The organism is Ensifer sp. ENS06 (assembly GCF_014852205.1).
Classification (GTDB): domain Bacteria; phylum Pseudomonadota; class Alphaproteobacteria; order Rhizobiales; family Rhizobiaceae; genus Ensifer; species Ensifer adhaerens.
This window is the reverse complement of the sequence record NZ_JACVBC010000001.1, coordinates 851,394-873,479: the sequence shown is the minus strand read 5'-3', so window position 1 is coordinate 873,479 and position 22,086 is coordinate 851,394. Positions and strand designations below refer to the sequence as shown.

Annotated in this window: 22 protein-coding genes; 6 read left to right on the top strand and 16 right to left on the bottom strand. The window is 62.3% G+C overall.

From position 1 onward, the window contains the following. Positions 1 to 23: 23 nt before the first annotated feature. The 3 genes from IB279_RS04315 to IB279_RS04305 form a co-directional block, all read right to left on the bottom strand. On the bottom strand, positions 24 to 890 hold the full coding sequence (locus tag IB279_RS04315; RefSeq protein ID WP_112770486.1) for a S49 family peptidase: 867 nt from the start codon (positions 888 to 890) through the stop codon (positions 24 to 26). Positions 891 to 1,063: 173 nt separating this feature from the next. After that, the gene (locus tag IB279_RS04310) at positions 1,064 to 1,834 is read right to left on the bottom strand and encodes a tRNA1(Val) (adenine(37)-N6)-methyltransferase (protein WP_113189056.1); all 771 of its coding nucleotides are present in this window, start codon (positions 1,832 to 1,834) and stop codon (positions 1,064 to 1,066) included. 11 nt (positions 1,835 to 1,845) lie between these two features. Beyond that, entirely contained in the window at positions 1,846 to 2,067 is a 222-nt protein-coding gene (locus IB279_RS04305; RefSeq protein ID WP_034801069.1) for a DUF2007 domain-containing protein, read from the bottom strand. 107 nt (positions 2,068 to 2,174) lie between these two features. Here IB279_RS04305 and IB279_RS04300 point away from each other — a divergent pair, with 107 nt between their 5' ends. From IB279_RS04300 to moaB, 4 genes are all read left to right on the top strand, one after another. Further along, on the top strand, positions 2,175 to 3,191 hold the full coding sequence (locus IB279_RS04300) for a polyprenyl synthetase family protein (RefSeq protein WP_034801067.1): 1,017 nt from the start codon (positions 2,175 to 2,177) through the stop codon (positions 3,189 to 3,191). Between the two features lie 160 nt (positions 3,192 to 3,351). Next, positions 3,352 to 5,187, top strand: coding sequence for a tetratricopeptide repeat protein (locus IB279_RS04295; RefSeq protein WP_113189048.1), 1,836 nt, complete (start codon positions 3,352 to 3,354; stop codon positions 5,185 to 5,187). A 7-nt stretch (positions 5,188 to 5,194) separates the two neighbouring features. Next, entirely contained in the window at positions 5,195 to 6,106 is a 912-nt protein-coding gene (locus IB279_RS04290; protein ID WP_113189049.1) for a 4-(cytidine 5'-diphospho)-2-C-methyl-D-erythritol kinase, read from the top strand. 1 nt (position 6,107) lies between these two features. Continuing rightward, positions 6,108 to 6,650, top strand: a complete 543-nt coding sequence (gene moaB, locus IB279_RS04285; protein ID WP_034801059.1) for a molybdenum cofactor biosynthesis protein B — start codon at positions 6,108 to 6,110, stop codon at positions 6,648 to 6,650. Positions 6,651 to 6,943: 293 nt separating this feature from the next. On the opposite strand, the gene IB279_RS04280 is transcribed toward moaB, so the two are convergent. After that, positions 6,944 to 7,465 (bottom strand): glycosyl transferase, encoded by a 522-nt coding sequence (locus IB279_RS04280; RefSeq protein ID WP_034801056.1) that lies wholly within the window; start codon positions 7,463 to 7,465, stop codon positions 6,944 to 6,946. Positions 7,466 to 7,640: 175 nt separating this feature from the next. Here IB279_RS04280 and IB279_RS04275 point away from each other — a divergent pair, with 175 nt between their 5' ends. Together IB279_RS04275 and IB279_RS04270 are read left to right on the top strand one after the other, a co-directional pair. Continuing rightward, complete coding sequence (locus IB279_RS04275; RefSeq protein ID WP_034801053.1) at positions 7,641 to 8,798, top strand: PA0069 family radical SAM protein; 1,158 nt, start codon at positions 7,641 to 7,643, stop codon at positions 8,796 to 8,798. 221 nt (positions 8,799 to 9,019) lie between these two features. Continuing rightward, on the top strand, positions 9,020 to 9,670 hold the full coding sequence (locus IB279_RS04270; RefSeq protein ID WP_034801051.1) for a ribonuclease HII: 651 nt from the start codon (positions 9,020 to 9,022) through the stop codon (positions 9,668 to 9,670). Positions 9,671 to 9,969: 299 nt separating this feature from the next. Here IB279_RS04270 and IB279_RS04265 read toward each other — a convergent pair whose 3' ends face one another. From IB279_RS04265 to IB279_RS04210, 12 genes are all read right to left on the bottom strand, one after another. Next, positions 9,970 to 10,455: a F0F1 ATP synthase subunit B gene (locus tag IB279_RS04265; protein WP_034801048.1), complete on the bottom strand. Its 486-nt coding sequence runs from the start codon at positions 10,453 to 10,455 to the stop codon at positions 9,970 to 9,972. A 13-nt stretch (positions 10,456 to 10,468) separates the two neighbouring features. Next, the gene (locus IB279_RS04260) at positions 10,469 to 11,086 is read right to left on the bottom strand and encodes a F0F1 ATP synthase subunit B (protein ID WP_034801046.1); all 618 of its coding nucleotides are present in this window, start codon (positions 11,084 to 11,086) and stop codon (positions 10,469 to 10,471) included. A 76-nt stretch (positions 11,087 to 11,162) separates the two neighbouring features. Then, on the bottom strand, positions 11,163 to 11,390 hold the full coding sequence (locus IB279_RS04255) for a F0F1 ATP synthase subunit C (protein WP_025426100.1): 228 nt from the start codon (positions 11,388 to 11,390) through the stop codon (positions 11,163 to 11,165). 82 nt (positions 11,391 to 11,472) lie between these two features. Beyond that, entirely contained in the window at positions 11,473 to 12,225 is a 753-nt protein-coding gene (locus tag IB279_RS04250; RefSeq protein ID WP_043620932.1) for a F0F1 ATP synthase subunit A, read from the bottom strand. 60 nt (positions 12,226 to 12,285) lie between these two features. Continuing rightward, the gene (locus IB279_RS04245) at positions 12,286 to 12,645 is read right to left on the bottom strand and encodes an AtpZ/AtpI family protein (RefSeq protein WP_034801042.1); all 360 of its coding nucleotides are present in this window, start codon (positions 12,643 to 12,645) and stop codon (positions 12,286 to 12,288) included. Positions 12,646 to 12,946: 301 nt separating this feature from the next. Continuing rightward, positions 12,947 to 14,068 (bottom strand): cell wall hydrolase, encoded by a 1,122-nt coding sequence (locus IB279_RS04240; protein WP_060602132.1) that lies wholly within the window; start codon positions 14,066 to 14,068, stop codon positions 12,947 to 12,949. Between the two features lie 345 nt (positions 14,069 to 14,413). Further along, on the bottom strand, positions 14,414 to 16,315 hold the full coding sequence (locus IB279_RS04235; RefSeq protein WP_034801041.1) for a potassium transporter Kup: 1,902 nt from the start codon (positions 16,313 to 16,315) through the stop codon (positions 14,414 to 14,416). Positions 16,316 to 16,331: 16 nt separating this feature from the next. Continuing rightward, positions 16,332 to 17,309 carry a magnesium transporter CorA family protein gene (locus tag IB279_RS04230; RefSeq protein ID WP_034801039.1) on the bottom strand — a complete coding sequence of 326 codons (978 nt, stop codon included), beginning with the start codon at positions 17,307 to 17,309 and terminating at the stop codon, positions 16,332 to 16,334. Between the two features lie 362 nt (positions 17,310 to 17,671). Further along, complete coding sequence (locus tag IB279_RS04225) at positions 17,672 to 18,835, bottom strand: Mrp/NBP35 family ATP-binding protein (RefSeq protein WP_034801037.1); 1,164 nt, start codon at positions 18,833 to 18,835, stop codon at positions 17,672 to 17,674. Between the two features lie 460 nt (positions 18,836 to 19,295). Beyond that, positions 19,296 to 20,069: a LuxR family transcriptional regulator gene (locus IB279_RS04220; protein WP_051659571.1), complete on the bottom strand. Its 774-nt coding sequence runs from the start codon at positions 20,067 to 20,069 to the stop codon at positions 19,296 to 19,298. Between the two features lie 142 nt (positions 20,070 to 20,211). Further along, complete coding sequence (locus tag IB279_RS04215; protein WP_034801035.1) at positions 20,212 to 20,952, bottom strand: LuxR family transcriptional regulator; 741 nt, start codon at positions 20,950 to 20,952, stop codon at positions 20,212 to 20,214. 195 nt (positions 20,953 to 21,147) lie between these two features. Next, a complete protein-coding gene (locus IB279_RS04210) occupies positions 21,148 to 21,966 on the bottom strand; it encodes an IclR family transcriptional regulator (RefSeq protein ID WP_181529460.1) in 819 nt (272 codons plus the stop codon). Between the last annotated feature and the right edge of the window lie 120 nt (positions 21,967 to 22,086).

The following is a 22,086-nucleotide window of genomic DNA, read 5'->3' as shown; positions in this document are numbered from 1 at the left end:
GGACATTTCAGGCCGGGCAGGCATCAAAGCCCGAACCGCGCCCACAATGCCCTTTCCTCGATGGCTTCGGCAAGTCCCGCCGCTGCGGAAGCGGCCATTGGCTCGACCAGAGCACCGGCAATGGCCGCGCCGCTCTGCCGGCGGCCAAAAAGGCTGCGCACCGGCTGGATGAGCTCGAGCCGCGCCTTGTCGCCATAGCGCTTCTTCACCTCGCCGCGCAGATCGCCGAGACTATCGATGATGCCGAGCTCCAGCCCGCGCCGGCCGGTCCAGAAAAGGCCGGAGAAGATATCCGGATCGTCGGCGAGCAGCTGGCCGCGACGGGCCTTGACCATCTGGATGAAGGTATCGTGGATATCGAGCTGCAGGTTCTTCAGGAATGCGATGTCGTTTTCCTTTTCCGGCTGGAACGGATCGAGCATCACCTTGTTTTCGCCAGCGGTATAGACACGCCGCTCGACGCCGATCTTCTTCAGGAGTTCCGGAAAACCGAACCCGCCGGAGACAACGCCGATCGAGCCGACGATCGAGGTCGGGTCGGCAATGATCTCGTCGCCGGCAAGCGCGATCATATAGCCGCCGGATGCGGCGACGTCCTCGACGAAGATCAGCACACGCTTTTTCTTCTCCTGGGCGAGATCGCGGATGCGTTGGTAGATCAACCGCGACTGCACAGGGGAGCCGCCAGGCGAATTGACGGAGATCGCGACAGCAGGCGCGTCCTTGTTTGCGAAGGCCTTTTCGAGAAGCGGGGCCGCTGTCGCCAGGTTGAGCGCCGGCCGGAACTGACCGCCGCCGGCCATGATCGCGCCGTGGAGCCGGACGACGGGGATCGTCACGCCTTCCTTGCGAAAACGCTTGGGCAACAACCGTCTCAGGAACGCCTTCATTTCAACTCCTGCCTGCTGGGACATGCCATGATTTTGAGCCGGAACGACCGGAAATCATAGACATGACCGCGTCTCATCGGCGAAAAGCGGAATGCTTCGCCCGATCGCCCGCCAGGGGCTCTTCCATGCCATGTATGCACTGATGCGGCGAACGCAATGCCGCATACGGTAAATCAGCGGCGGCGATAGGCGGCGCGGCCATTGTTGAGGTCGTCGACATGGTCTGCGAAGCGATGCCCCTCCTCGTGCATGACGAGCGGGGCGCGGAAGACCAGCCGTTTGCGACTCTGCTTGATCGCCGTCACCAGGATGCGCACGGCGTTTTCACCGACCCGCGGATGCAGCGCCGTGATCTCGATGCCGCCAAAGCGGCGGCCGCAAGCGGCGATGATCTCGGCGATCGATTCCGGCCGAGCGATCAACGACAGTTGCCCGCCGGGCTTCATGATCGCGCCCGCCGTCTTCACCCAGATCTCGAACAGCCCGTCGCTCATCGCATGGGCCTCGGCCTTGAGCGCATCCGGAGTCTTGCGGTCCGAGGCATCGTTGAAGGGTGGGTTCATGATCGCATGATCGAAGCTGTCATCCGCCAGACCCGTCGCGACACGCGCCTTGCCGGTCAACGAAACGTCGGCCTCAACGACCGAGACGCGCGAGGAAAAACAGGCGTTTTCAGCAAGCGCCAGGCTGCGGCGGGCAAACTCCGCCATAACGGGCGAGCGCTCCACCAGCACCACTTCCGCATCGTCGATCCGCGAGGCGACGGCCATGCCGGCTGCACCCGCGCCCGCACCGAGATCGGCGACCCGGCAGGGACGATCCGATGCAACGAGCGACGCAAGCAGCATGGCGTCCATGCCGGAGCGATGCCCCTGGCCGAGTGGCTGGACGACATGGAACTTGCCGCGGTGAAAAGCGTCGACGGTTTCGGTCGCAGCCGGCATCGGCTCCGTGCTCAAGGGCGCAACTCCGCCTCGAGCCCGGCATCGATCAGGATCCGGCGCGCCGCGTCCGCGTCTTCCTCGGCGACCAGAAAGCGACGGGGCAAGAGGCCGAGCGAGCCCTCAAGAATGCTCATCCCCTGGTCGGCGATGAGGCTTGCGATGCCGGCATCCTTCATCAGGCTCTCGGCAAAGGAGAGCACGACGGCATCGTTGGTACGGATCAATTCCTTCATCCGGCGGTTTTTCCTGTCCTATTTCAGCAAGCGGGACAATTCGCCTCTTGCCGCACGGGACACCCCTTCCTATTGTCGAAAGCGACAATGAAAACAGGAGTCCCGGTGTGGGCGTAGTGATACCGCTGGAAGACAGCAAAAACAAACAGGCGTCCGTAAAGCCGCTCGTTGATCTGACCGCTGCGGACATGGAGCGCGTCAACCAGCTTATCCTGTCGAAGGCCGGCTCCGACGTTCAGATGATTCCCGAGGTCGCCAACCACCTGATTTCTTCGGGCGGCAAGCGTCTGCGCCCGATGCTGACGCTCGCCTCCGCTGCGATGTTCGGCTACGAGGGCGACGCCCACGTCAAGCTCGCAACCAGCGTCGAATTCATGCACACCGCGACGCTTCTCCATGACGACGTCGTTGACGAAAGCGACCTTCGCCGCGGCAAATCCACCGCACGCACGATCTGGGGCAACCAGGCAAGCGTGCTGGTCGGCGACTTCCTGCTCGGCCAGGCCTTCCGCATGATGGTCGATGTCGGCTCGCTTGACGCGCTCGACGTGCTGTCGACCGCAGCTTCGGTCATTGCCGAAGGCGAAGTGCTGCAGCTCTCCGTCGCCAAGAACATGGAAACGACCGAGGACGACTATCTCCAGGTCATCCGTGCCAAGACCGCAGCCCTTTTTGCCGCCGCCGCCGAAGTTGGGCCGATCGTTGCCCAGACCAGCAAATCGGACCGCAACGCGCTGAAATCCTACGGGATGAACCTCGGCCTCGCCTTCCAGCTCGTCGACGACGTGCTCGACTATGGCGGCTCGTCGAGCGACCTCGGCAAGAATGTCGGCGACGACTTCCGCGAGGGCAAGATCACCCTTCCGGTAATCCTCTCCTATCGCCGCGGGACGGCGGAAGACCGTGCCTTCTGGCGCGAGGCGATCGAAGGCGGCGACAGCAGCGACGCGAACCTCGACAAGGCACTCGGCCTGATCAAGCGCTATGGGGGCTTGAGCGACACCATCGCGCGCGCCCAGCATTACGGCACGATTGCCCGCGATGCGCTGGCGCCGCTGCCGGCGTCTCCCTGGAAATCGGCGCTCACCGAAGTCATCGACTTCTGCATCGATCGCGTCAGCTGACGGGCTCCGGGCAGGTCAGAACGAGCGACAGGATTTTCTTGCCGCGTTGCGCCAAAAAAGCCATTCTGTTCCTCAAGAGTTGCGTTGGGCTATATGTGGCTGACTCCGAAAACAACCCTTAGTGGTGCGAAAGCCGAGCAATCGGCGCGAAAGGTTTGACATGCGGCAAAAGACGATTCTCCGCCTCCTCAGCGGCGCAGCACTGCTGGCTCTCGCTGCTGTCAGCGGCGGCTACCAGGCATTTGCCGAGGAGAAGACCGCAGCCGTCGAGGAAACTGAGCCGTTCGACATCAAGTCGGTCAATACCTTTTCCGGCGCGTTTCTCGCTGCCCGCACCGCCGATACGGACCGCGACTTCGCTTCCGCCACGGAACTCTACCGCATCGCGCTGCAGTTCGAGCCGAACAACAACGACGTCAAGCAGCGGCTGATGATCACGCTTCTGATGGCGGGCCAGTTCGACGAAGGCGCGAAGATTGCCGAGCAGCTGAAGTCCGACCCGGCCGTCGAGCGCATCACGACGGTCATTCGCGCAATCGAGGCGATCCGCAAGCGCGAGTATCGCAACGCACAGAAGCTTCTGAACTACCAGGGTCCGAACGATCTCGACCGCCTGATGAACGGCCTGCTTTCGGCCTGGGCGAAATTCGGCCAGGGCAAGCCGAAGGAAGCACTCGCCGAGATCAACGGCCTTGACGGTCCTGAATGGTTCCGCGTGTTCAAGAACTATCATGCGGGCGCGATCGCGGTTGCTGCGGGTGACAAGCAGACGGCGCGCACCAGGCTCAACGATGCCATTCTCGACCGCGAGGGCGGAAGTGCCGCTCCCGACACCTTCATGCGCGCGGTCGAAGCGCTTGCCCGTTTCGAGGCGCGCGAAGGCAACAAGCAGAAGGCGCTCGATACCGTCGCCGTCGGCGAAAACATGGTCAACAACTACACGCCGCTGCAGGCGCTGAGGACCGATATCGAGAATGGTGTTCCGCAGGAACAGCAGGTCAAGAACGCCACCCAGGGCGCTGCGGCCGTGCTCTTTTCGATCGGTGCGGCACTCAACCGCGACGGCGCCGAGGACATCGTTTCGCTCTACCTGCAGACCGCGCGCCGGCTCGACCCTGACAGCGCCGACATCCTGGTCATGCTCGGCGGCATCGCCGAAAACCTGAAGAAACCGAACGAGGCGATCGAACTCTACAAGGCCATTCCCGAGACCTCGCCGATGCGGCGCGTTTCGGAACTACAGCTCGGGCTCAGCCTCGCCAGCATCGGCAAGGTCGACGAGGCGAAGAAGCACCTGAAGGCGCTCATCGACGTCGATCCGAAGAACATCCGCAACTATCTCGCCTATGGCAGCGTGCTTTCCGACGCCAAGGACTACAAGGAGATGGGCGAACTCTACGATCGCGCCGTCGAACAGATCGGCTCCGTGCCGAAGCGCAGCGACTGGACCGTATTCTTCCAACGCGGCATCGCCTATGAGCGCCAGAAGCTCTGGGACAAGGCCGAGCCGAACTTCCGCAAGGCGCTGGAGCTCAATCCGGACCAGCCGCAGGTGTTGAACTATCTCGGCTATTCCTGGGTCGACATGAACATCAACCTCAAAGAGGGCCTGGAGATGATCCGCAAGGCCGTCGAGTTGAAGCCGGATGACGGTTATATCGTCGATTCCCTCGGCTGGGCCTATTTCCGCATGAACCGCTTCGACGACGCAGTCGTGGAACTGGAGAAGGCGGCCGAACTGATGGCCGGCGACCCGACGATCAACGATCACCTTGGCGACGCCTATTGGCGCGTCGGCCGCAAGCTCGAAGCCGTCTTCCAGTGGACGCAGACGCTCGAACTGAAGCCCGAGGAAGCCGAGATCCCGAAGATCAAGGCAAAGATCGAGAACGGCTTGCCGCCGCTCAAGGAAACAGTCCCCGCTTCGGCCGATGCCAAGGAAACTGCGCCGAAGAAGGTGACCCCGGAAGCACCGGCGCCGGACAAGAAGTCCTGACCGTTCCATGTCGGAAGGTGACATCGCGGGCTTCGCGCTGACGCGCGCAGCCCCCGCCAAGATCAATCTGGCCCTTCACGTCGTCGGCCAGCGCGCCGACGGCCACCATCTTCTCGAAAGTCTCGTCACTTTTGCCGATCGCGGCGATCGCATCGGTCTCTCGCCGGCGGATGCGGATCGCTTCACGGTTTCGGGCGCGTTTGCCGCCGCGCTGCCGATGGATGCCGGCGCGGGCGGCAACCTGGTTCTGAAGGCACGGGACCTGCTGCGCGCCGAACTGCAGGCACTTGACCCCGACACGGCCGGGCCGGTCCACCTGCATCTCGAGAAGAACCTCCCGCTCGCCTCGGGCATTGGCGGCGGATCCGCGGATGCGGCGGCGACGCTTCTTGGGCTTCTCGATCTTTGGGGCGCGACGATCGAACCCTCCCGCCTCGGCGCCATCGCGCTGCAGCTCGGAGCGGACGTGCCGATGTGTCTTGCCGGCACGCCACTGCTCGCGAAGGGGATCGGCGAGGACATTACGCCGCTTGCGGATTTCCCCGCGCTGCCGATCGTGCTGGTCAATCCGCTCGTCGCCGTCTCGACGCCGGTTGTCTTCCGGGCCCTCGCCAACAAGACGAACCCGCCGCTCGTTGCGCCTCACAGAGCCGGCACGGCGGCCGAGTGGATTTCTGCGATCGCAACGATGCGCAACGATTTGCAGCTGCCGGCAGAGGGCCTTGAGCCCGTGATCGGCACGGTCTGCAAGGCATTGACCGAAGCCGGATCGGCGCTCACGCGCATGTCGGGCTCAGGCGCCACATGCTTCGGCCTTTTCGACAGCGACGTGCGCGCGGCTGCGACAGCGCGCGCTCTTTCGGAGGCCTACCCCGGGTGGTACGTTCTCGCCTGCAGGACAGTGGGCAAAGGGAAATAGCATGGCCGGTATCGACGAAAAGCGTCCGTTCATTCCTGTCGGGATCGCCATCCTCACGGTCTCCGACACGCGCACGCGCGCCGACGACAAGTCGGGCGACACATTGGAAGCGCGGGTGCGTGACGCCGGCCATCGGCTTGAGGCGCGCGCCATCGTTTCCGACGACAAGACGAAGATCTACGACCAGGTAAAGGCCTGGACGCTCGATCCCAACATCGACGTGGTGATCACGACAGGTGGAACGGGCTTCACCGGGCGGGACGTGACGCCCGAGGCGCTGGAACCGTTGTTCGAGAAGCGCATGGACGGGTTCTCCGAAGTCTTCCACCGTATCTCCTTCGAGAAGATCGGCACCTCGACGATCCAGTCGCGGGCAACTGGCGGCGTTGCCAACGCCACCTTCATCTTCGTCCTTCCGGGTTCGCCCGGTGCCTGCCGTGATGCGTGGGACGGCATCCTCAAGCAACAGCTCGACTATCGGCACATGCCCTGCAATTTCGTGGAGATCATGCCGCGGCTCGACGAGCATCTGAAACGTGGCTGAAGAGCTTGGACCGTTCCGGCTTGGCCGACCTGTTACCTTAGTAACTGACGGTCGCTTCTCCTCTCGTTAGTCTCCAAGCGTTGACACAGCGAGGAACGACCGCCGCACGTTCTATTCCTCGCGCCGCAAGACCCTTCCGCCTCTGTCCCCCAGGCGGAATGCAATGTTGGATACGACGGGTAGCCAGAATGCTGCCCGGATAGAAATCTACCAAACAAGGTCATTTGAGAGCCGCTTGGAGGTGCCGTCCCCCCGGGACTGGCACCTTTAATTTTGCGCGCTACGAACCGGCGTTACCGCCTGGCTTCGACGGCGACCCAGGCCGGAACAAGTTCGGTCGAAAGCTTGCGGACAGAGCGGACATTCGTCATGGCATCCAGGCCCGTATTGCCGCGGGCGGCCGCAAGAGCATCGTTCTTGCGCAGGAGAAAGCCTGTCTCCAGCGGCTTTCCCCGCCGGGTCAGCCGGCGGAAGAAAGGCCTGCGATGCAGTCTCGAACCGGAGAAGCGGGCCGGTGCCTTGTTCATCGACACGTACTCGGCCAGTTCATCGATCCAGCGGCCGATCGGGCGGGCGCCCGGCTCCAGCAACATCAGCCATTCGCCACGCGCCGAACCCACCACATCGGCGAGATCCCAATCCCGGCAGAAACGGCATCCAGCGGCATCGGCCACATCGGACGAACCATCCTTCGAACCATGATCGAGGATGATCACATCGCTAACCAGCCCCTCCACGGCGCCGGCAACCAACACAGCAAGCGTCTGCGCCAGTTCGGCTTCGTTGTCGCGGGTTTCCATGATGATCGTGAGCATGGTTTCTCGTAACGCATCGGCACGGCAATTGCTACATCCAGGACATCGACCGAAGCGGTGCCTTGATCGACAAAACCGAAATTCCAATTTTTTGTTCTTGAATTGTTCACTCATTCGCGATAGGAAAATAATCAGAACAAAACGGGATCAAATATCTGATTCCGGGGAGATTCCAATGACCGAGCTGTCTCAGATCAGGCAGGGTGCCCTTGCGCCCGCCAACACGGCAGATGTGGCCGAAGCGATGATGAGCGCAACGGGCCTCCGGATCGACATCGATCGCCGCCGGGGGCGCGGCGCCGGGATCAACATGTCCGGCAGGTTCGAACCGCGCAGCCGCGAGACGTTCGACGACGGTTGGGAAAGCCTGGAGGATCTGCCGCCGTTCAAGACCGAGGTTCAGGTCGAGAAGCCGCGCACGGTGATCACGAGGAACGAGTCTCCCGACATCTCCTTCGACCGCTCGATCAATCCCTATCGCGGCTGCGAGCATGGTTGCATCTATTGCTTTGCCCGCCCCACGCACGCGTATATGGGCCTATCGGCCGGCCTCGACTTCGAAGCGAAGCTGTTTGCCAAGCCGGATGCACCGCGACTTCTGGAGCGCGAACTGGCGCGGCAGGACTACAAGGTGAGGCCGATCGCCATCGGCACCAACACCGACCCCTATCAGCCGATCGAGAAGGAGTGGCGCATCATGCGCCAGATCCTCGAGGTGCTGCGGGACGCCAACCATCCGGTCATGATCGTCACCAAATCAGCGATGGTCACCCGCGATATCGATATCCTGGCGCCGATGGCGGAAAAGGGACTGGTGCGCGTCGGGATCTCCGTCACGACACTCGACCGGAAGCTCGCCCGCACGATGGAGCCGCGCGCCTCGACCCCGAGCAAGCGGCTGGAGGCGATACGCATGCTTGCCGAAGCCGGCATCCCGGCCGGTGTTCTCGTTTCCCCTATCATTCCGGCGCTGAATGACCACGAGATCGAGCGCGTGCTCGAAGGCGCAAGGACAGCCGGCGCGACCGAAGCGAGCTATGTCCTCTTGCGGCTGCCGCTCGAGGTCAGCCCGCTCTTTCGCGACTGGCTGCTGCGCAATTATCCGGACCGCTACCGGCACGTCATGTCGCTCATCCGCTCCATGCGTGGCGGCAAGGACTATGACGCCGAATTCGGCAAGCGCATGAAGGGCGCCGGCCCCTATGCGTGGCAGATTGGCCGCCGCTTCGACCTGGCGGTCAAGCGCCTCGGCTTCAACCCGACGCGCCGGCAGCTGCGCGACGATCTCTTCGTGCCGCCGCTCGGAACGGGGGTGCAGCTCTCGCTTCTTTGAAGGCTTTCCGGTCGCCTGGGTAGCCATCCCGCAATTTCGTAATCGGCGCGCGGCGAGAGATGATCGCCCCGCACCGCCAGGCGAACCCGATAGCGGGCGCCTGAGATCACATAGCAGTTCCGGTGCCCCTTACCCGCCGTGGGCCCCGGTAATCCCCCGTCCGCCGCCGCACTCGGACCTGGGGGCTTGAAGAGAATCGGTCGATCATGCGAATTAGACTTATGTCTCGCAGATCGTCCGATTCTCCCCTTTTTCCCGATATCATCGAAGCGCCCGATTTCAGTTTCGAGCTTTCGGCCAAGGGCGATGGCTTCTGGCCGGTCGCCGGAGCGGATGAGGCCGGGCGGGGGCCGCTCGCGGGACCGGTGGTCGCCGCCGCCGTCATCCTCGATCCGGACGCCATTCCCGCAGGCCTCGACGACAGCAAGAAGCTGACGGCGCAGGCGCGCGAAAAACTGTTCGAAGAAATCCTCGCCACGTCCGAAGTGTCGATCGCCTCGGCTTCGGCCGGCACGATCGACGCCACCGACATCCGCAAGGCAAGCCTTGAAGCCATGCGACGCGCCGTGGCCGGCCTGCCCTCGAACGCACGCTTCGTGCTCGTCGACGGCCGTGACGTGCCGCCCGGCCTCACCTGCCACGCCAAGGCGGTCGTCAAGGGCGATGCGCGGTCGCTGTCGATCGCCGCCGCTTCGATCGTCGCCAAGGTCACCCGCGACCGCATGATGGCCCGTGCCGATCTCGCACATCCCGGCTACGGCTTCGCGCTCCATGCCGGCTATGCGACGGTGACCCACCGTCGCGCCATCGAGACCCACGGCCCCTGCCCGCTGCACCGCATGAGCTTCCGGCCGCTGCGCCGGGACGACTAACCTTTGCGCAATCCCTGACCAGCGCTACGCAGGCGTTTTCGGTTCCGCTTCCGACATATCTCGTCAACTGCTTTTCTCGCGTCAAAAGCCATACCGGCGGCGCGCATGCTGACGTGCGCCACGCTAGCCCTTGAACGCTAGTCCTACTTCGGCAGCCGAACCTGATGTGGCGAAACGCCTACGGGATTCTCTGACGGAGGCTGGCGCCACCCATTGGTCGGGCCAACGCGGTCTCTGCAGACAGGCATAAAAAAAGCCCCACACGAAGCGGGGCTTTCTTCAATCGAATGTCCGAGCGCTTAGTTCAAGCGTGCCTTGACGTCGCCAAGTGCCTTCTTGAACAGATCGCTCTGGGCGCCGGCGTCGGCCTTGGCGGCAATGACCTTCTCAGCAGCGGCGATCGCGAGATCGACGGCAGCGGAACGAACCGCGTTGATCGCGTCGCTTTCGGCCTGCTTGATCTTCTGTTCCGAAAGAGCCGTGCGACGAACGACGTACTCCTCGGTCTTCTGCTTGGCTTCCGCGGTCAGCATTTCGGCTTCGCGCTGGGCGGCAGCGACGATGCCGGCAGCTTCCGCTTCGGCATCCTTGCGCTTGCGCTGGTACTCAGCGACGAGGCCCTGCGCTTCTTCGCGCAGGCGCTTGGCTTCGGTCAGCTCGTTGCCGATCTTTTCGGCGCGGGCGTCGAGCGCCTTGCCGACCATGCCCGGAACCTTGAGATAGGCAATCAGGACGAAGAACAGGATCAGGCCAACGAAGGCATAGAAAGTTGCATCAAGATGCATAGTTCAGTGCTCCTCAGTTGCCAGCCGATGCCTTGACGGCAGCGGTGATCTCGGCCTTGGTGACGGTTCCGCCGATCAGCTGCTTGACGACAGCCGTTGCGGTTTCCTCGGCGATGGCGCCGACGTCGGCCAATGCCTTTGCCTTGATGTCGGCGATGCGGTCTTCTGCAGCCGAGATCTTCTTGGCAAGGTCGGCTTCGACGGCGGTGCGGTCAGCATTGGCCTTGGCCTTTGCGGATTCGCGGGCGTCGTCGGCGATCTTGTGACCCTTGGACTTGGCGGCTGCCAGGTCCTGCTCGTAGGAAGCGATGGCAGCGTCGGCTTCGCCCTTGAGGCGGGACGCTTCATCGAGATCCTGAGCGATCCGATCGTGACGGGTTTCCAGAATTCCGCCGATGCGCGGAATGATGACCTTCGACATCAGGAGATAGAAGAGGCCGAACGTGATCGCGAGCCAAAGCAGCTGCGATGCGAAATGGGTCGTATCGAAGGGCGGGAACACGCCGGAGCCAGCCTCGCCTTCGTGAGCCACACCCGTTTCGGTGTGCACCTCACCGGCCGCAGCGGCATCGTGTGCTTCGGCGCCTTCAGTGGTGGTTGACTGCTGGGCATAAGCCGCGGTCACAAACATGCTCACCTCCAGGTGCACTCAAGAATATGCGCGGCCGCGACCTTTTGACGGGTCGCGGCCGAAACTCCAGCCGATATTAGACGGCGAAGAGGAGGAGCAGGGCTACGAGCAGCGAGAAGATGCCCAGAGCTTCCGTAACGGCGAAGCCGAATACGAGGCGGCCGAACTGGCCGTCAGCAGCCGACGGGTTACGCAGCGCGCCAGAGAGGTAGCTGCCGAAGATGTTGCCGAGGCCGAGAGCCGTGCCGGCCATGCCGAGGCAAGCGAGACCTGCGCCGATGTACTTTGCTGCTTCCGCTTCCATGTTTGAACTCCTTCGAATGGTGTTGCGGCTTAGGATTGCGCTTCCGGCGGGGGTCCGGCCGGAAGCAAGCGACTGTTATTCCTTAGTGGCTTCCGGGATGGACAGCGTCGTTGAGGTACATGCAAGTCAGTACCGCGAAGACATAGGCCTGGAGGAAGCAGACGAGGAACTCAAGACCGGTAATGGCGACGGTCATGATGAGCGGCAGGATGGCGCCACCGATGCCGACCGCGCCGAGGGCGCTGAGCGAGGTGACGAAGCCTGCGAAGACCTTCAGCGTGATGTGGCCGGCCAGCATGTTGGCGAAAAGACGGACCGAGAGGCTGATGGGGCGGGAAAGGAACGAGATGACTTCGATCGCGACGACGAGCGGCAGAAGGACGCCAGGAACGCCATGCGGCACGAAGAGCTTCAGGAAGCCGAGACCGTGCTTGTAGAAACCGTAGAGAATGACGGTACCGATGACGAACAGCGCCAAAGCGAAAGTGACGATGATCTGGCTGGTGACCGTGAAGAAGTAGGGCATCATGCCGAGCAGGTTCGCCGTCAGGATGAACATGAACAGCGAGAACACCATCGGGAAGAACTTCATGCCGCCGCTGCCGGCACCTTCGCGCAGCATCGAGGCGATGAATTCGTAGGACATTTCCGAGACCGACTGCATGCGGGTCGGGATAAGACCGCGCTGCGACGTCGTCAGATAAAGAAAGCCTGCGGCAACACCCACGGTCGCAACCATGAACAGCGACGCATTGGTGAAGGAAAAGTCCATTCCGCCAATTTCGATCGGGACAATCTTATTGACCAGGAACTGGTGGGTCGGATCGTTTGACACCGCGCTTCTCTTTCGTTCTACCCGCCCGAGAGCGGAAACCGTTTTCTTCGGGGCAACGCCTCAGCGGGCGTCGCCGTCCTTCTTGTCATTCCCAGAACCGCCTCTTCCGGCTTCCGGTGTCGCCACCATACCGGCCGAGCGCAGCACATTCAGCACGCCAGCGCAGAAGCCGAGAAGCAGGAAGATAATCAATCCCCACGGCCCTGTACCCGCAAAGTGGTCCAAAAGATAGCCCAGAAACGCCCCGACAACGATGCCGGCGATGAACTCGCTCGAGAGCTTCATCGCCGCCGCATAACCTTTACGGCTTTCGGCGGCCCTGGCTTCCGCTACATCAGGCGTATTGGGCCTCTTGGCCTCAATCTTGTCGCCGAGCTGCTTCAGCCGCGCTTCCAGACTTTCTTCAGGTTTCTCCGCCACGTGGCTACTCCCTTGTCGTCCTTATCGGGTCTCAGACCGCGATTTCGGTCATACAATAGGCCTTCGCACAAGCCACGTTTCGGCCCCATTTGAAGTCGCGCGCAACATAGTTTTAGGCACCCGCATAGTCAAGGCGTGCAGGTCGCTTGATCGTGGACAATGTTTTCTATGAAATTCAATGGGTTAAGCACACGTTCATCGATCTTCGACAAGGTCGCGGCAGGATTCCGGCCGGAGACCGGCGGGAATCCCCCCTTCGGCGTGCGCGCAGGAAAGGCGGCGGAATCGCGTCGGGCGCGGATCAGCTCCAGCCGCCGCCATAGGTGCGGTAGAAGATATGCATGCCGATCTTGCCGACCCGCTTCATCGTCTTCGCCCACGGCGGATTGACGTAGGTTGCGTGGTAATGGGTGGCAGAGCCCACTTCCGGCAGCCAGATCTTGCCGGCGGTGACGGCCATCGCAACTTCCTTGGCGGTCTTCCAGTGCGAGCGGGAATAAATAAGGTCGCGGATCATGTCGCAGGCGAAGGAAAACTGGCAACGGTTGCGCCAGGCCTTGTTCTGATAAACAACGCCGCAGATGGTCTTCGGATAGGTGGGATTGCGCACGCGATTGAGAATCACTTGGGCGACCGCGGCCTGGCCCTTGAGCGGCTCGCTACGGGCTTCGAAGTAGATGCCTTCGGCCAGGCAGGTCTGCTCTTCCTTGCTGAAAACCGACCCCGGCAATGCGGTGGCGGCCCAGGCGTGGTCGTCCGGCGCAATCTCGGGAATGAAGCGACCGGCGTTCCTGTCTTCGCGCAGGATCGAATCGAAGGGCGATTCACGCGCGTAGTCCGGCTCGGGCCGGACGTAAGCAGTCGCAAGAATGTCGGGGCGATCGTTGGTAACGAGCTTGGCCAGCATCGGCGAAACGCCGGGCTCCGCCTTTGGCGGCGTCTTCCGGTAGAAGGCGGTGGCGATCTCGATCTCCTTGCCTTCGATGCGGGACTTGGCGAAGACCATCTTCTCCCCCTCCCCCAGGCTTGGCTCCATCAGGGAGCTGGTGCGCTGCAGGATGGAGCCGGCGGAGAAATCCTTCGGCGGCGTTACGGGGGTCACGGCAACGACGCGACCCTTCTTGGCCTGACGGTTGACGCGGTCTTCGTCGGGCGTGCCCGAGTGCTTGGTTTCCGCGGTCAGCGCGACGCGGCTGCCGTCCGGCATGGTGATGCCGGCGCCGCCGTCAAGCGCGCCCGTGGTGACCGGATCGGCAAACACCATTTCGGCTTCGTGGATCGAGCCGGCCGGCGACGGCGTCATATACATGCGCCAGCGCTCGCCGCCCCGGTTGATGCCGGACAGGAAGGTCGCGAGGTCGGCATAGGCGGCAGCCGAGGGGAAGCCGAGATAAAGCGCAAGGCCGATGATCGCGGGCGCCATCCAGGCGGACGGGTTCAGGCGAGACTTTAGACGCAGGTTCCGACTCTTACGCACCAACCGACTCCACGCAACGCTATCAGGCGGCACGGCTTCGCCCGCGCCGGCTATGCGCCAGCGTCGAGAATTCCGCGCGGGAAGATTAGACAATCAAGCAGCCGGACACTTCGCCGGGACCGCTCCGTTCGTGCTTTGAAAATGAAGCATTAACCTTGATGTTTGGTTAATGCGCGATCGCTGAAAGGTGGATGCCCCCACAACGCAACGAAGCCGCCTCCCCATCGGAAGGCGGCTTCGTTGCGTTGTAGATCCGGCCCATCCCGCGCCCGGCCAAGGACCGGGCAAACGTCAGATGATCACGTGCGAGCCGAGTTCGACCACGCGGTTGGTCGGCAGGCGGAAGTAGTCCGACGGATCGATTGCCGCATTCGCAAGCGCGATGAACAACCGGTCCTGCCAGTGCGGCATGCCGCTCTCGGCATCGGGCACGAGCTTGCGGCGGCCGAGATAGAAGGACGTCGACATGATGTCGAACTTCAGGCCCGACTTGCGGAAGAGACCGAGCGCCTGCGAGACGTTCTGCGTTTCCATGAAGCCGAAGCGCATTTCGAGCAATGTGAACCGGTCCGACAACGGCTGCATGCTCACCCGTTCCGACTTCGGCACCTTCGGCGTATTGGCCGTGCGGATCGTCAGGATGAAGTTCTGATTGTGCAGCACGTGGTTGTGCTTGATGTTGTGGAGCAGTGCGGCCGGCGTCGATTCCGGATCGCTCGTCAGGAACACGGCGGTTCCGGGCACGGCCACCGGCGCATGTTCGCTCTTGCGCTCGATCGACTTGATGAAGCTCGCCAGCGGAATGTCGATGTGGCGGGTCTTGGCGTGCAGGATTTCGGTGCCGCGCCGCCAGGTCCACATGATGATGATGAAGGTGGCGGCGATCAGCACCGGAACGTAGCCGCCGTCGTGGATCTTCAGCATGTTGGCGCCGAGGAAGATGAACTCCAGCGCGAAGAGCGGCAACAGCACAGCGGCGGCCGCAAGCGCCGACCAGTTCCAGCGCATGCGCAGGAACTCGAAGGAAAGCACCGTCGTCACCACCATCGCGCCGGTCACCGAGATGCCGTAGGCGGTCGCCAGCGATTCGGACGAACCGAAGACGAAGACCAGCGCCATGACGCCGAACATCAGGAGCGTGTTGACGTTCGGCAGGTAGATCTGGCCAGTATGGGTCTCGGACGTATGGAAGATCGCCATGCGCGGCAGGAAGCCGAGGTGGATCGCCTGGCGCGTCAGCGAGAAGGCACCGGTTATCACCGCCTGGCTGGCGATGATGGTTGCCGCCGTCGCCAGAATGACCACTGGCAGCAGTGCCCATTTCGGGAACATCAGGAAGAACGGGTCGGACATCGCTTCCGGGTTCTTCAGGACGAAGGCGCCCTGGCCGAGATAGTTGAGGGTCAATGCCGGAAAGACGATCAGGAACCAGGCCCACTGGATCGGCCGGCGGCCGAAATGGCCAAGGTCGGCGTAGAGCGCCTCTGCACCGGTCACCGTCAGGAAGACGGCGCCGAGCACGATGATGCCGACATAGCCTTCGCTGAGCATGAAGCTCACGGCGTAGTAGGGATTGAAGGCCTTGAAGATCGATAAGTCGTCGGAGATGTGCACGAAACCGATGCCGCCCATCACCAGAAACCAGACGAGCGTGATCGGACCGAAGAAATTCGAGACCGCCGCGGTTCCCTTCGACTGCACCGCAAAGAGCATCAACAGGATGACCACCGCGATCGGCACGACATATTCCGACAGCGCCGGCGTCACCAGCTTCAGACCTTCGACCGCCGAAAGAACCGACAGCGCCGGCGTGATCATCGCGTCGCCGATAAAGAGCGCGGCGCCGGCAATGCCCATGAAGAAGAGGATGGCGGCGTGGCCGTTGGCGGACTTCATCAACAGGGCAAGCAGCGACAGCGTACCGCCCTCCCCCTGGTTGTCAGCGCGCAGAAGAAACAGCACGTATTTGATCGTGACGATGATCGTCAGCGTCCAGATCATCAGCGAGATCAGGCCGATGATCTCCGCATCGGTCACACCGTCATGGGAAACCGGGCGCAACGCTTCGCGAAAGGCATAGAGCGGGCTGGTGCCGATATCGCCATAGACGACACCGATCGAACCAAGCCCGAGGACCAGCAGACGGCGCAGGTCCTTCGGCTCATGAGTGGAAGGGGCATGCGATTGGGTCATGCAAACCTACTGGCGTTCAAAGCCAGCCTTTCCAGCGGAAAAAGAAAAAGGGGATCACGGCCGATATCACCATCGCCGCGATCGCCCAGGGATAACCGAATTGCCATTCCAGCTCGGGCATGACGCGGAAGTTCATGCCGTAGACAGAGGCGACCAGCGTCGGCGGCAGAAGCACGACCGACGCGATCGAGAAGATCTTGATGATGGCGTTCTGCTCGACGTTGATCAGGCCGAGCGATGCATCGAGCAGGAAGGTAATGTTGCCGGAAATGAACCCGGCATGTTCGGACAGCGATTGGATGTCGCGCGAAATCGAGCGGCAGAGTTCGCGCGTTTCCTTGTCGTCCTGCACCTGCGGAACGGTGTAGACGAATGTCAGCAGGCGCGAGAGCGAGGCGAGGCTGTCGCGGGTCTTGGCGACCAGACGATGATGCCCGGCAACGTCGCGCAGGCGCGCCTCGAGAAAATGCGGCGGGCGGCGCTTGCCGGCGGCCTTGTCGCCGAAGACGGCGATCGACAGATCGTCGATCTTGGTCACGGCCTCTTCGAGAATTTCGGCGGTCCGGTCGGCGATCGTTTCCAGGAGCCGGGTCAAAACCACCGCGCCGTCTCGGCAATTTCCGGGGAAGCGGTGCATCGACGCCTTGAAGAGGGCGAAGGATCGGGGCTCGGCATAGCGGATGGTGACGAGCCGGCTACCCGCCAGGATGAAGCCGATGTCGGTCAGGCCGGGTATCTCCGTGTCCGAACGAAACACCAGTGACGCCGTCATGAACACGGCGTTCTCCTCGATATAGAGACGGCTCGAAGGCTCGATGTCCTTGAGGTCGTCGCGCGTCGGGATGGAAATGCCGAGCAGCTTTTCCATCATCAGATCTTCCGCCTTGTTCGGCTCGACCAGATCCAGCCAGATGAGGTCCGAACGCAAGCTCTCGGGCGGGTCGGCGGGCGTCAGGACGACGGCCGTGCCATCGGCGCAATAGCCGGTGATCATGCGAGCGTCCTCGTCATGCCAACCTTAGGGTCGAATGGAAGAGGCGAAAGATCGTGCGCCACAAAATACCCACAATAGAGATCCATCGGATGGGACGTTCCGCCAGTCAGGACAAAGTCTTCAACTCAGTCATCGCGAGAGGCCAAGATCTCGGGCGAGAGGGCGTCAAGTTGGGCACCTTCGCAAGTGCGGCAAGGCATATGGCGCAACGCAAACGCAAAATCAATGCCCTCTTGCAATCCGGCACGCGGGCATGCGCCGCCAGTTCGGCGCCACCCTATAGCATGTTTGCTTAAATCAAAACCGAATCAAGGGCAAAACGATTCGTGCCCGACAGCCGGGCAGAACCGCTTCGAGACAAACTACTCGAACACGATGTTCGGCGCGGCGCGGCTCTTGTCCTGCTGCGTGGCCGATACCTGTTCCCAGACCTTGGTCGCGATATCGCGGTAGACGCGCGCGACCTCGCCTGCCGGGTCGGAGGCGACCAGCGGCGTTCCTGCATCCGACGTCTCGCGAATTCCCATCGTCAGCGGCACTTCGCCGAGGAAGGGCACGCCGATGCGTTCTGCCTCCTTGCGGGCGCCGCCGTGCCCGAAGATGTCGTAGCGGTTTCCGGTGTCGGGCGCGACGAAGTAGCTCATGTTCTCGACGATGCCGAGCACCGGGACTTCCACCTTGCGGAACATGGCAAGCCCCTTGCGCGCATCGATCAGCGCCAGGTCCTGCGGCGTCGAGACGATGACGGCACCGGCAAGCGGCACCTGCTGAGCCATGGTGAGCTGGGCGTCGCCCGTGCCCGGCGGCATGTCGACCACGAGCACGTCAAGATCGCCCCAGGCGACCTCGCGCAACATCTGCAGAAGCGCCGACTGGATCATCGGTCCGCGCCAGATCATCGCCACTTCCTCATCGACGAGGAAACCCATGGACATGACCTTGAGGCCGTAATTTTCCATCGGGCGGATGAGCCGGCCCTCGATCTGCTGCGGCCGGCCGGAAATCTTCAGGAGCCGCGGCATCGAGGGGCCGTAGATATCGGCATCGAGCAGACCGACTTTCAGGCCGTTTGCCTGGAGTGCCAGTGCCAGATTGACCGACGTGGTCGACTTGCCGACACCGCCCTTGCCCGAAGCGACGGCGATAATCGCGCCGACGCCGGGGATCCCCGCCTTGGCGGGCGGTCCGCCAGCCGGACGCGGGGCGTGGGAGTGGCCTGCATGGGACGGTGCCTGCGGCTGCGGGCGCTGCACCGGCGCGCTGCCTGCGGCTGCCTTGCGGTCGGCCGTCAGAGCGACCATTGCCGCGGTGATCCCAGGAATATCACGCACCACGCGCTCGGCTGCAGCCCGCATCGGCTCCAGCTCCTTGGCGCGTTCGGCCGGCACGGTGATCGAGAAATAGGCCTTGCCGTCGGAGATGAAGACATCAGACACGAGCCCGAGGTCGACGATATTGCCTTCCATGCCCGGGCCACGCACCGTGCGCAACTTTTCAAGCACCACTTCTTTCGTGACTTCCGGCATCGCGCCCTCTCATTCTTTTGTTATCTCTTAGATAGTCGAGGCGGGGCGCTTCGCCAATGCGACATAACGGAAAAAGGAAGGGCCACCACCCGCCTCGGTGTCCGTACATCCGGGATCACCTTCAAGGCGGGCAGTGGCCCTTTCGGTCGCGACCTTCTTGGGCGCTGTCTTCTTTTTAGTCCCCTCTGGACATGCCAATAGAAATGCAGGATGCGTGCCAGATTCAGATCTGGCGGAAATAGGCAGCAATTTCAAAAAGATAATTTCGACCGCCACTCATCGGCCGGCGATGGCATATGCCCAGTTTCTGAGCAACCGTCTGCAAATCGTCCAAGGATGGAGCAGATCGCCCAGATGACGGAACCTTGGCGACAGCATGCCGGGCTTCCCCAAGCTTCTTTCGATCGCATCAGGTCGAGGACATTCAGGAAGAGGCTTGCGGCGCAGGGCCGACTTGGGGCTAGCTGATGTAGCCCTTCTTCATCGCCTTCACGACCGCCTGGGTGCGGTTGACGGCGTCGAGCTTCTTGGTCACGTGGTTGAGGTAGTGGTTGACCGTATGCTCGGAGAGCCCGAGGATGCCGGCGATCTCGGCGCTGGTCTTTCCGGCAGCCGTCCAGCTCAAACACTGGATCTCGCGCTCCGAAAGTGCTGCGCCGCTGCTCTTCCACACGGAGCCGATTTCGGCGAGGCGGTTATAGACATGGATTGCAATCATCTGCAGTTCCATGGTGACGGTCATCGGCAGTTCGACCAGCGGGCCCATCAGGATGACCGCGCCGCGGCCGCCCTCGGCGTCATGAACCGGGAAGTAGCTAGCCTGGAAGATACCGTTTTCGCGCAGCATCTCGATGTATTCGGCCGCCGATTCCGGTTTGCCGCCCTCTCCCTCCCAGGCTGCAAGCGTCACCTGGAACGGCGTCGTCGTCTCGCGCAAGCGGCGCACGCCGGTGCTGAAGCGCAGCATCGACAGGCTGTCATACTTGTTCAGCAGCTCGGCCGGCATGTTGGAGATGACGGTGCTCGCGGCGAGGCGCTCCACGTCGATCGAGGGGATCGAGCAGATCAGAAACGTCTTGAAGCCAAAAACCTGCGTGATCCGCCGCATATAGCGGATGATATCGAACTGGGTCTCAAGCTTTGCGATCTCGGACGCGAAATCGCCGCCCCGGGGCAGATCTGCGTCAGTCATCCCGGTCGTCATCGTATCCTGCATTCGCGCGTTCCATGGCATTCATCACGTATCAAATAGACCGAGCCGCCTGCCAATGCCAACAGATGATCGAAAATCCCTGCCGCTTCGACCCAAAAGTCTGTGTATTTCCCCTCGTGAAGGCCGATATTGCCATCAGCTCGCGCACGACGCGTGCCGGCGATCAGTTGATCAACCCGGCGCGCACGGCCTTTGCGACGGTCTGAACGCGATTGACCGAATCCAGTTTGCGCGTTGCCCGGTTGAGGTAGTGGTTGACGGTATATTCGGACAGCGCCAGAATTTTCGCCATTTCACTGGTGGTCTTGCCGGCCGCCGCCCAGCGCAGGCACTCGACCTCGCGGCGTGAAAGGCTTCCCGCACCGCGCTTGTCGCGATCGCGCACCTCCATGTATTTGCTGTAGAGCACACCGGCCCAAAGGTTGAGCTCCTGAAGCTCGTCATTTGAAACCACGGGGCGGTCGCCGCCAAAGGCGATCGCGGCGCGGTGGCCGCTCGCATCGTGCACCGGCAGATAGAGGCCGCGCGGCATGTTCGCCTGCTCGAAGACGCAGACCGCCGCATCGCCCTTGCCGTCGGCTCGGCGGCGCGCAAGCTGGTGCGCGTCGTAGGTAAAGGGGATGGTGCTGCGCCGAAGCCGCTGGATCACCGGGCTGCCATTGATCAAGCCGGCACTGTCATAGCCTTTGAGAAAGGCGGCCGGGTAGTTCGTCATCAAGGCGTTGACGGACAGGCTGTTGCTTTCCGTTTCCGGAATGGCAAGCACCAGGAAACCACGGAAACCGTAGGAATCCGCAACCTGGGCGATCACGCGCCTGATATCCTCTTCGCAACAAATCGGCCCACGGATGGTTCGCCCATCAGGAAGCGCCAACGCCGACAAATTCGCGCTGAAATCAATCATCTTCCGCCCTTCTCCACATCCGGTTCCATGCGGGAACCGGCCGCTGACGCCGCATGAAGATCACGTCAAAAATTTATACCAATACCAAAAACGAACCAGACTAAGACCATCCACGAACCTGAGTCTGATATATTAAAGCTATCGAGCGAGACGCGCCACGTCCAGTCGATGTTTCTAATTTACCGTAAAGTGAATTCAAGGTCCACCACGGCCGGGCCCAAGACGGATCGCCGCGTCCTCGCCAACCGCTTGCGCCGCTGCCCGAACCGCGGCCGCCCATGCCGACAATTGTTCCATGGTCACCCGATAGGCAGGCCCGGTTACCGACAGGCCGGCCGCAAGTTCGCTGCCGGGAATGAGGATAGGTGCTGCAACGCAGCGGATCTCCGTTTCATGTTCCTCGCGGTCGAAGGCGTGGCCGTCGCGCCGGATTTCCTCGATCTCCGCCAGCAAGGTGGCGGCCGAGCGATGGGTGTGCGGCGTGAAGGCCTGAAACTCGGTTCGGGCCAAAATACCTTCCAACTCCGGCTGTCCAAGCAAGGACAGCGCCGCCTTGCCGATGCCGGTGCAATAGGCCGGCGACGCCTTGCCGATCTGCGAACTCATGCGCACCGTCTGGCGGCTTTCTACCTTGTCGACATAGACGATCTCGGTCTCGCGCAGAATGCCGAGATGCACGGTCTCACCGGTCAGTTCGTGCAATCGCTGCAGGTGCGGCTCGGCAACATCGCGAAAGCGATTGGCGGACCAGGAGCGATAGGCCAGCGTCAGCAGCCGAAGGCCAGGCTCATAGGAGAGGTCGCGGCGCTGGATCAGCAGCCCTTCCTCGACCAGATGGCTGAGCAGCCGGTACAACGTGCCGCGCGGCTGGCCGGACCGGGCGAGAATATCGGTAAAACGCTGCGGGCCATCGGCGGTGACCACCGCTTCCAGGACGGTGATTGCCTTGCCGAGCGTGCCCGTGCCAGCCTCCGCACGCACTTCGTCGCCTCCGCCTGCCGCTTCACCCGTCATCGTCGCTCGCTTGTTTGTTTCCGATTGCAGTCGCGCGATCGGGCGCGCGACCTTGACAAGGTAGACGCTTCGACGTGATAATTCCATATAATAAAATCAAGTTCCAAATAATGGAACAAC

What these genes read in the sequence shown, in the direction of transcription:
- IB279_RS04315 (WP_112770486.1), bottom strand. Translation starts at nt 890, where the DNA reads ATGAAGGCGTTCCTGAGACGGTTGTTGCCCAAGCGTTTTCGCAAGGAA.
- IB279_RS04310 (WP_113189056.1), bottom strand. Translation starts at nt 1,834, where the DNA reads ATGCCGGCTGCGACCGAAACCGTCGACGCTTTTCACCGCGGCAAGTTC.
- IB279_RS04305 (WP_034801069.1), bottom strand. Translation starts at nt 2,067, where the DNA reads ATGAAGGAATTGATCCGTACCAACGATGCCGTCGTGCTCTCCTTTGCC.
- IB279_RS04295 (WP_113189048.1), top strand. Translation starts at nt 3,352, where the DNA reads ATGCGGCAAAAGACGATTCTCCGCCTCCTCAGCGGCGCAGCACTGCTG.
- IB279_RS04290 (WP_113189049.1), top strand. Translation starts at nt 5,195, where the DNA reads ATGTCGGAAGGTGACATCGCGGGCTTCGCGCTGACGCGCGCAGCCCCC.
- moaB (WP_034801059.1), top strand. Translation starts at nt 6,108, where the DNA reads ATGGCCGGTATCGACGAAAAGCGTCCGTTCATTCCTGTCGGGATCGCC.
- IB279_RS04280 (WP_034801056.1), bottom strand. Translation starts at nt 7,465, where the DNA reads ATGCTCACGATCATCATGGAAACCCGCGACAACGAAGCCGAACTGGCG.
- IB279_RS04275 (WP_034801053.1), top strand. Translation starts at nt 7,641, where the DNA reads ATGACCGAGCTGTCTCAGATCAGGCAGGGTGCCCTTGCGCCCGCCAAC.
- IB279_RS04270 (WP_034801051.1), top strand. Translation starts at nt 9,020, where the DNA reads ATGTCTCGCAGATCGTCCGATTCTCCCCTTTTTCCCGATATCATCGAA.
- IB279_RS04265 (WP_034801048.1), bottom strand. Translation starts at nt 10,455, where the DNA reads ATGCATCTTGATGCAACTTTCTATGCCTTCGTTGGCCTGATCCTGTTC.
- IB279_RS04260 (WP_034801046.1), bottom strand. Translation starts at nt 11,086, where the DNA reads ATGTTTGTGACCGCGGCTTATGCCCAGCAGTCAACCACCACTGAAGGC.
- IB279_RS04255 (WP_025426100.1), bottom strand. Translation starts at nt 11,390, where the DNA reads ATGGAAGCGGAAGCAGCAAAGTACATCGGCGCAGGTCTCGCTTGCCTC.
- IB279_RS04240 (WP_060602132.1), bottom strand. Translation starts at nt 14,068, where the DNA reads ATGGCGCCCGCGATCATCGGCCTTGCGCTTTATCTCGGCTTCCCCTCG.
- IB279_RS04235 (WP_034801041.1), bottom strand. Translation starts at nt 16,315, where the DNA reads ATGACCCAATCGCATGCCCCTTCCACTCATGAGCCGAAGGACCTGCGC.
- IB279_RS04230 (WP_034801039.1), bottom strand. Translation starts at nt 17,309, where the DNA reads ATGATCACCGGCTATTGCGCCGATGGCACGGCCGTCGTCCTGACGCCC.
- IB279_RS04225 (WP_034801037.1), bottom strand. Translation starts at nt 18,835, where the DNA reads ATGCCGGAAGTCACGAAAGAAGTGGTGCTTGAAAAGTTGCGCACGGTG.
- IB279_RS04220 (WP_051659571.1), bottom strand. Translation starts at nt 20,069, where the DNA reads ATGCCATGGAACGCGCGAATGCAGGATACGATGACGACCGGGATGACT.
- IB279_RS04215 (WP_034801035.1), bottom strand. Translation starts at nt 20,952, where the DNA reads ATGATTGATTTCAGCGCGAATTTGTCGGCGTTGGCGCTTCCTGATGGG.
- IB279_RS04210 (WP_181529460.1), bottom strand. Translation starts at nt 21,966, where the DNA reads ATGACGGGTGAAGCGGCAGGCGGAGGCGACGAAGTGCGTGCGGAGGCT.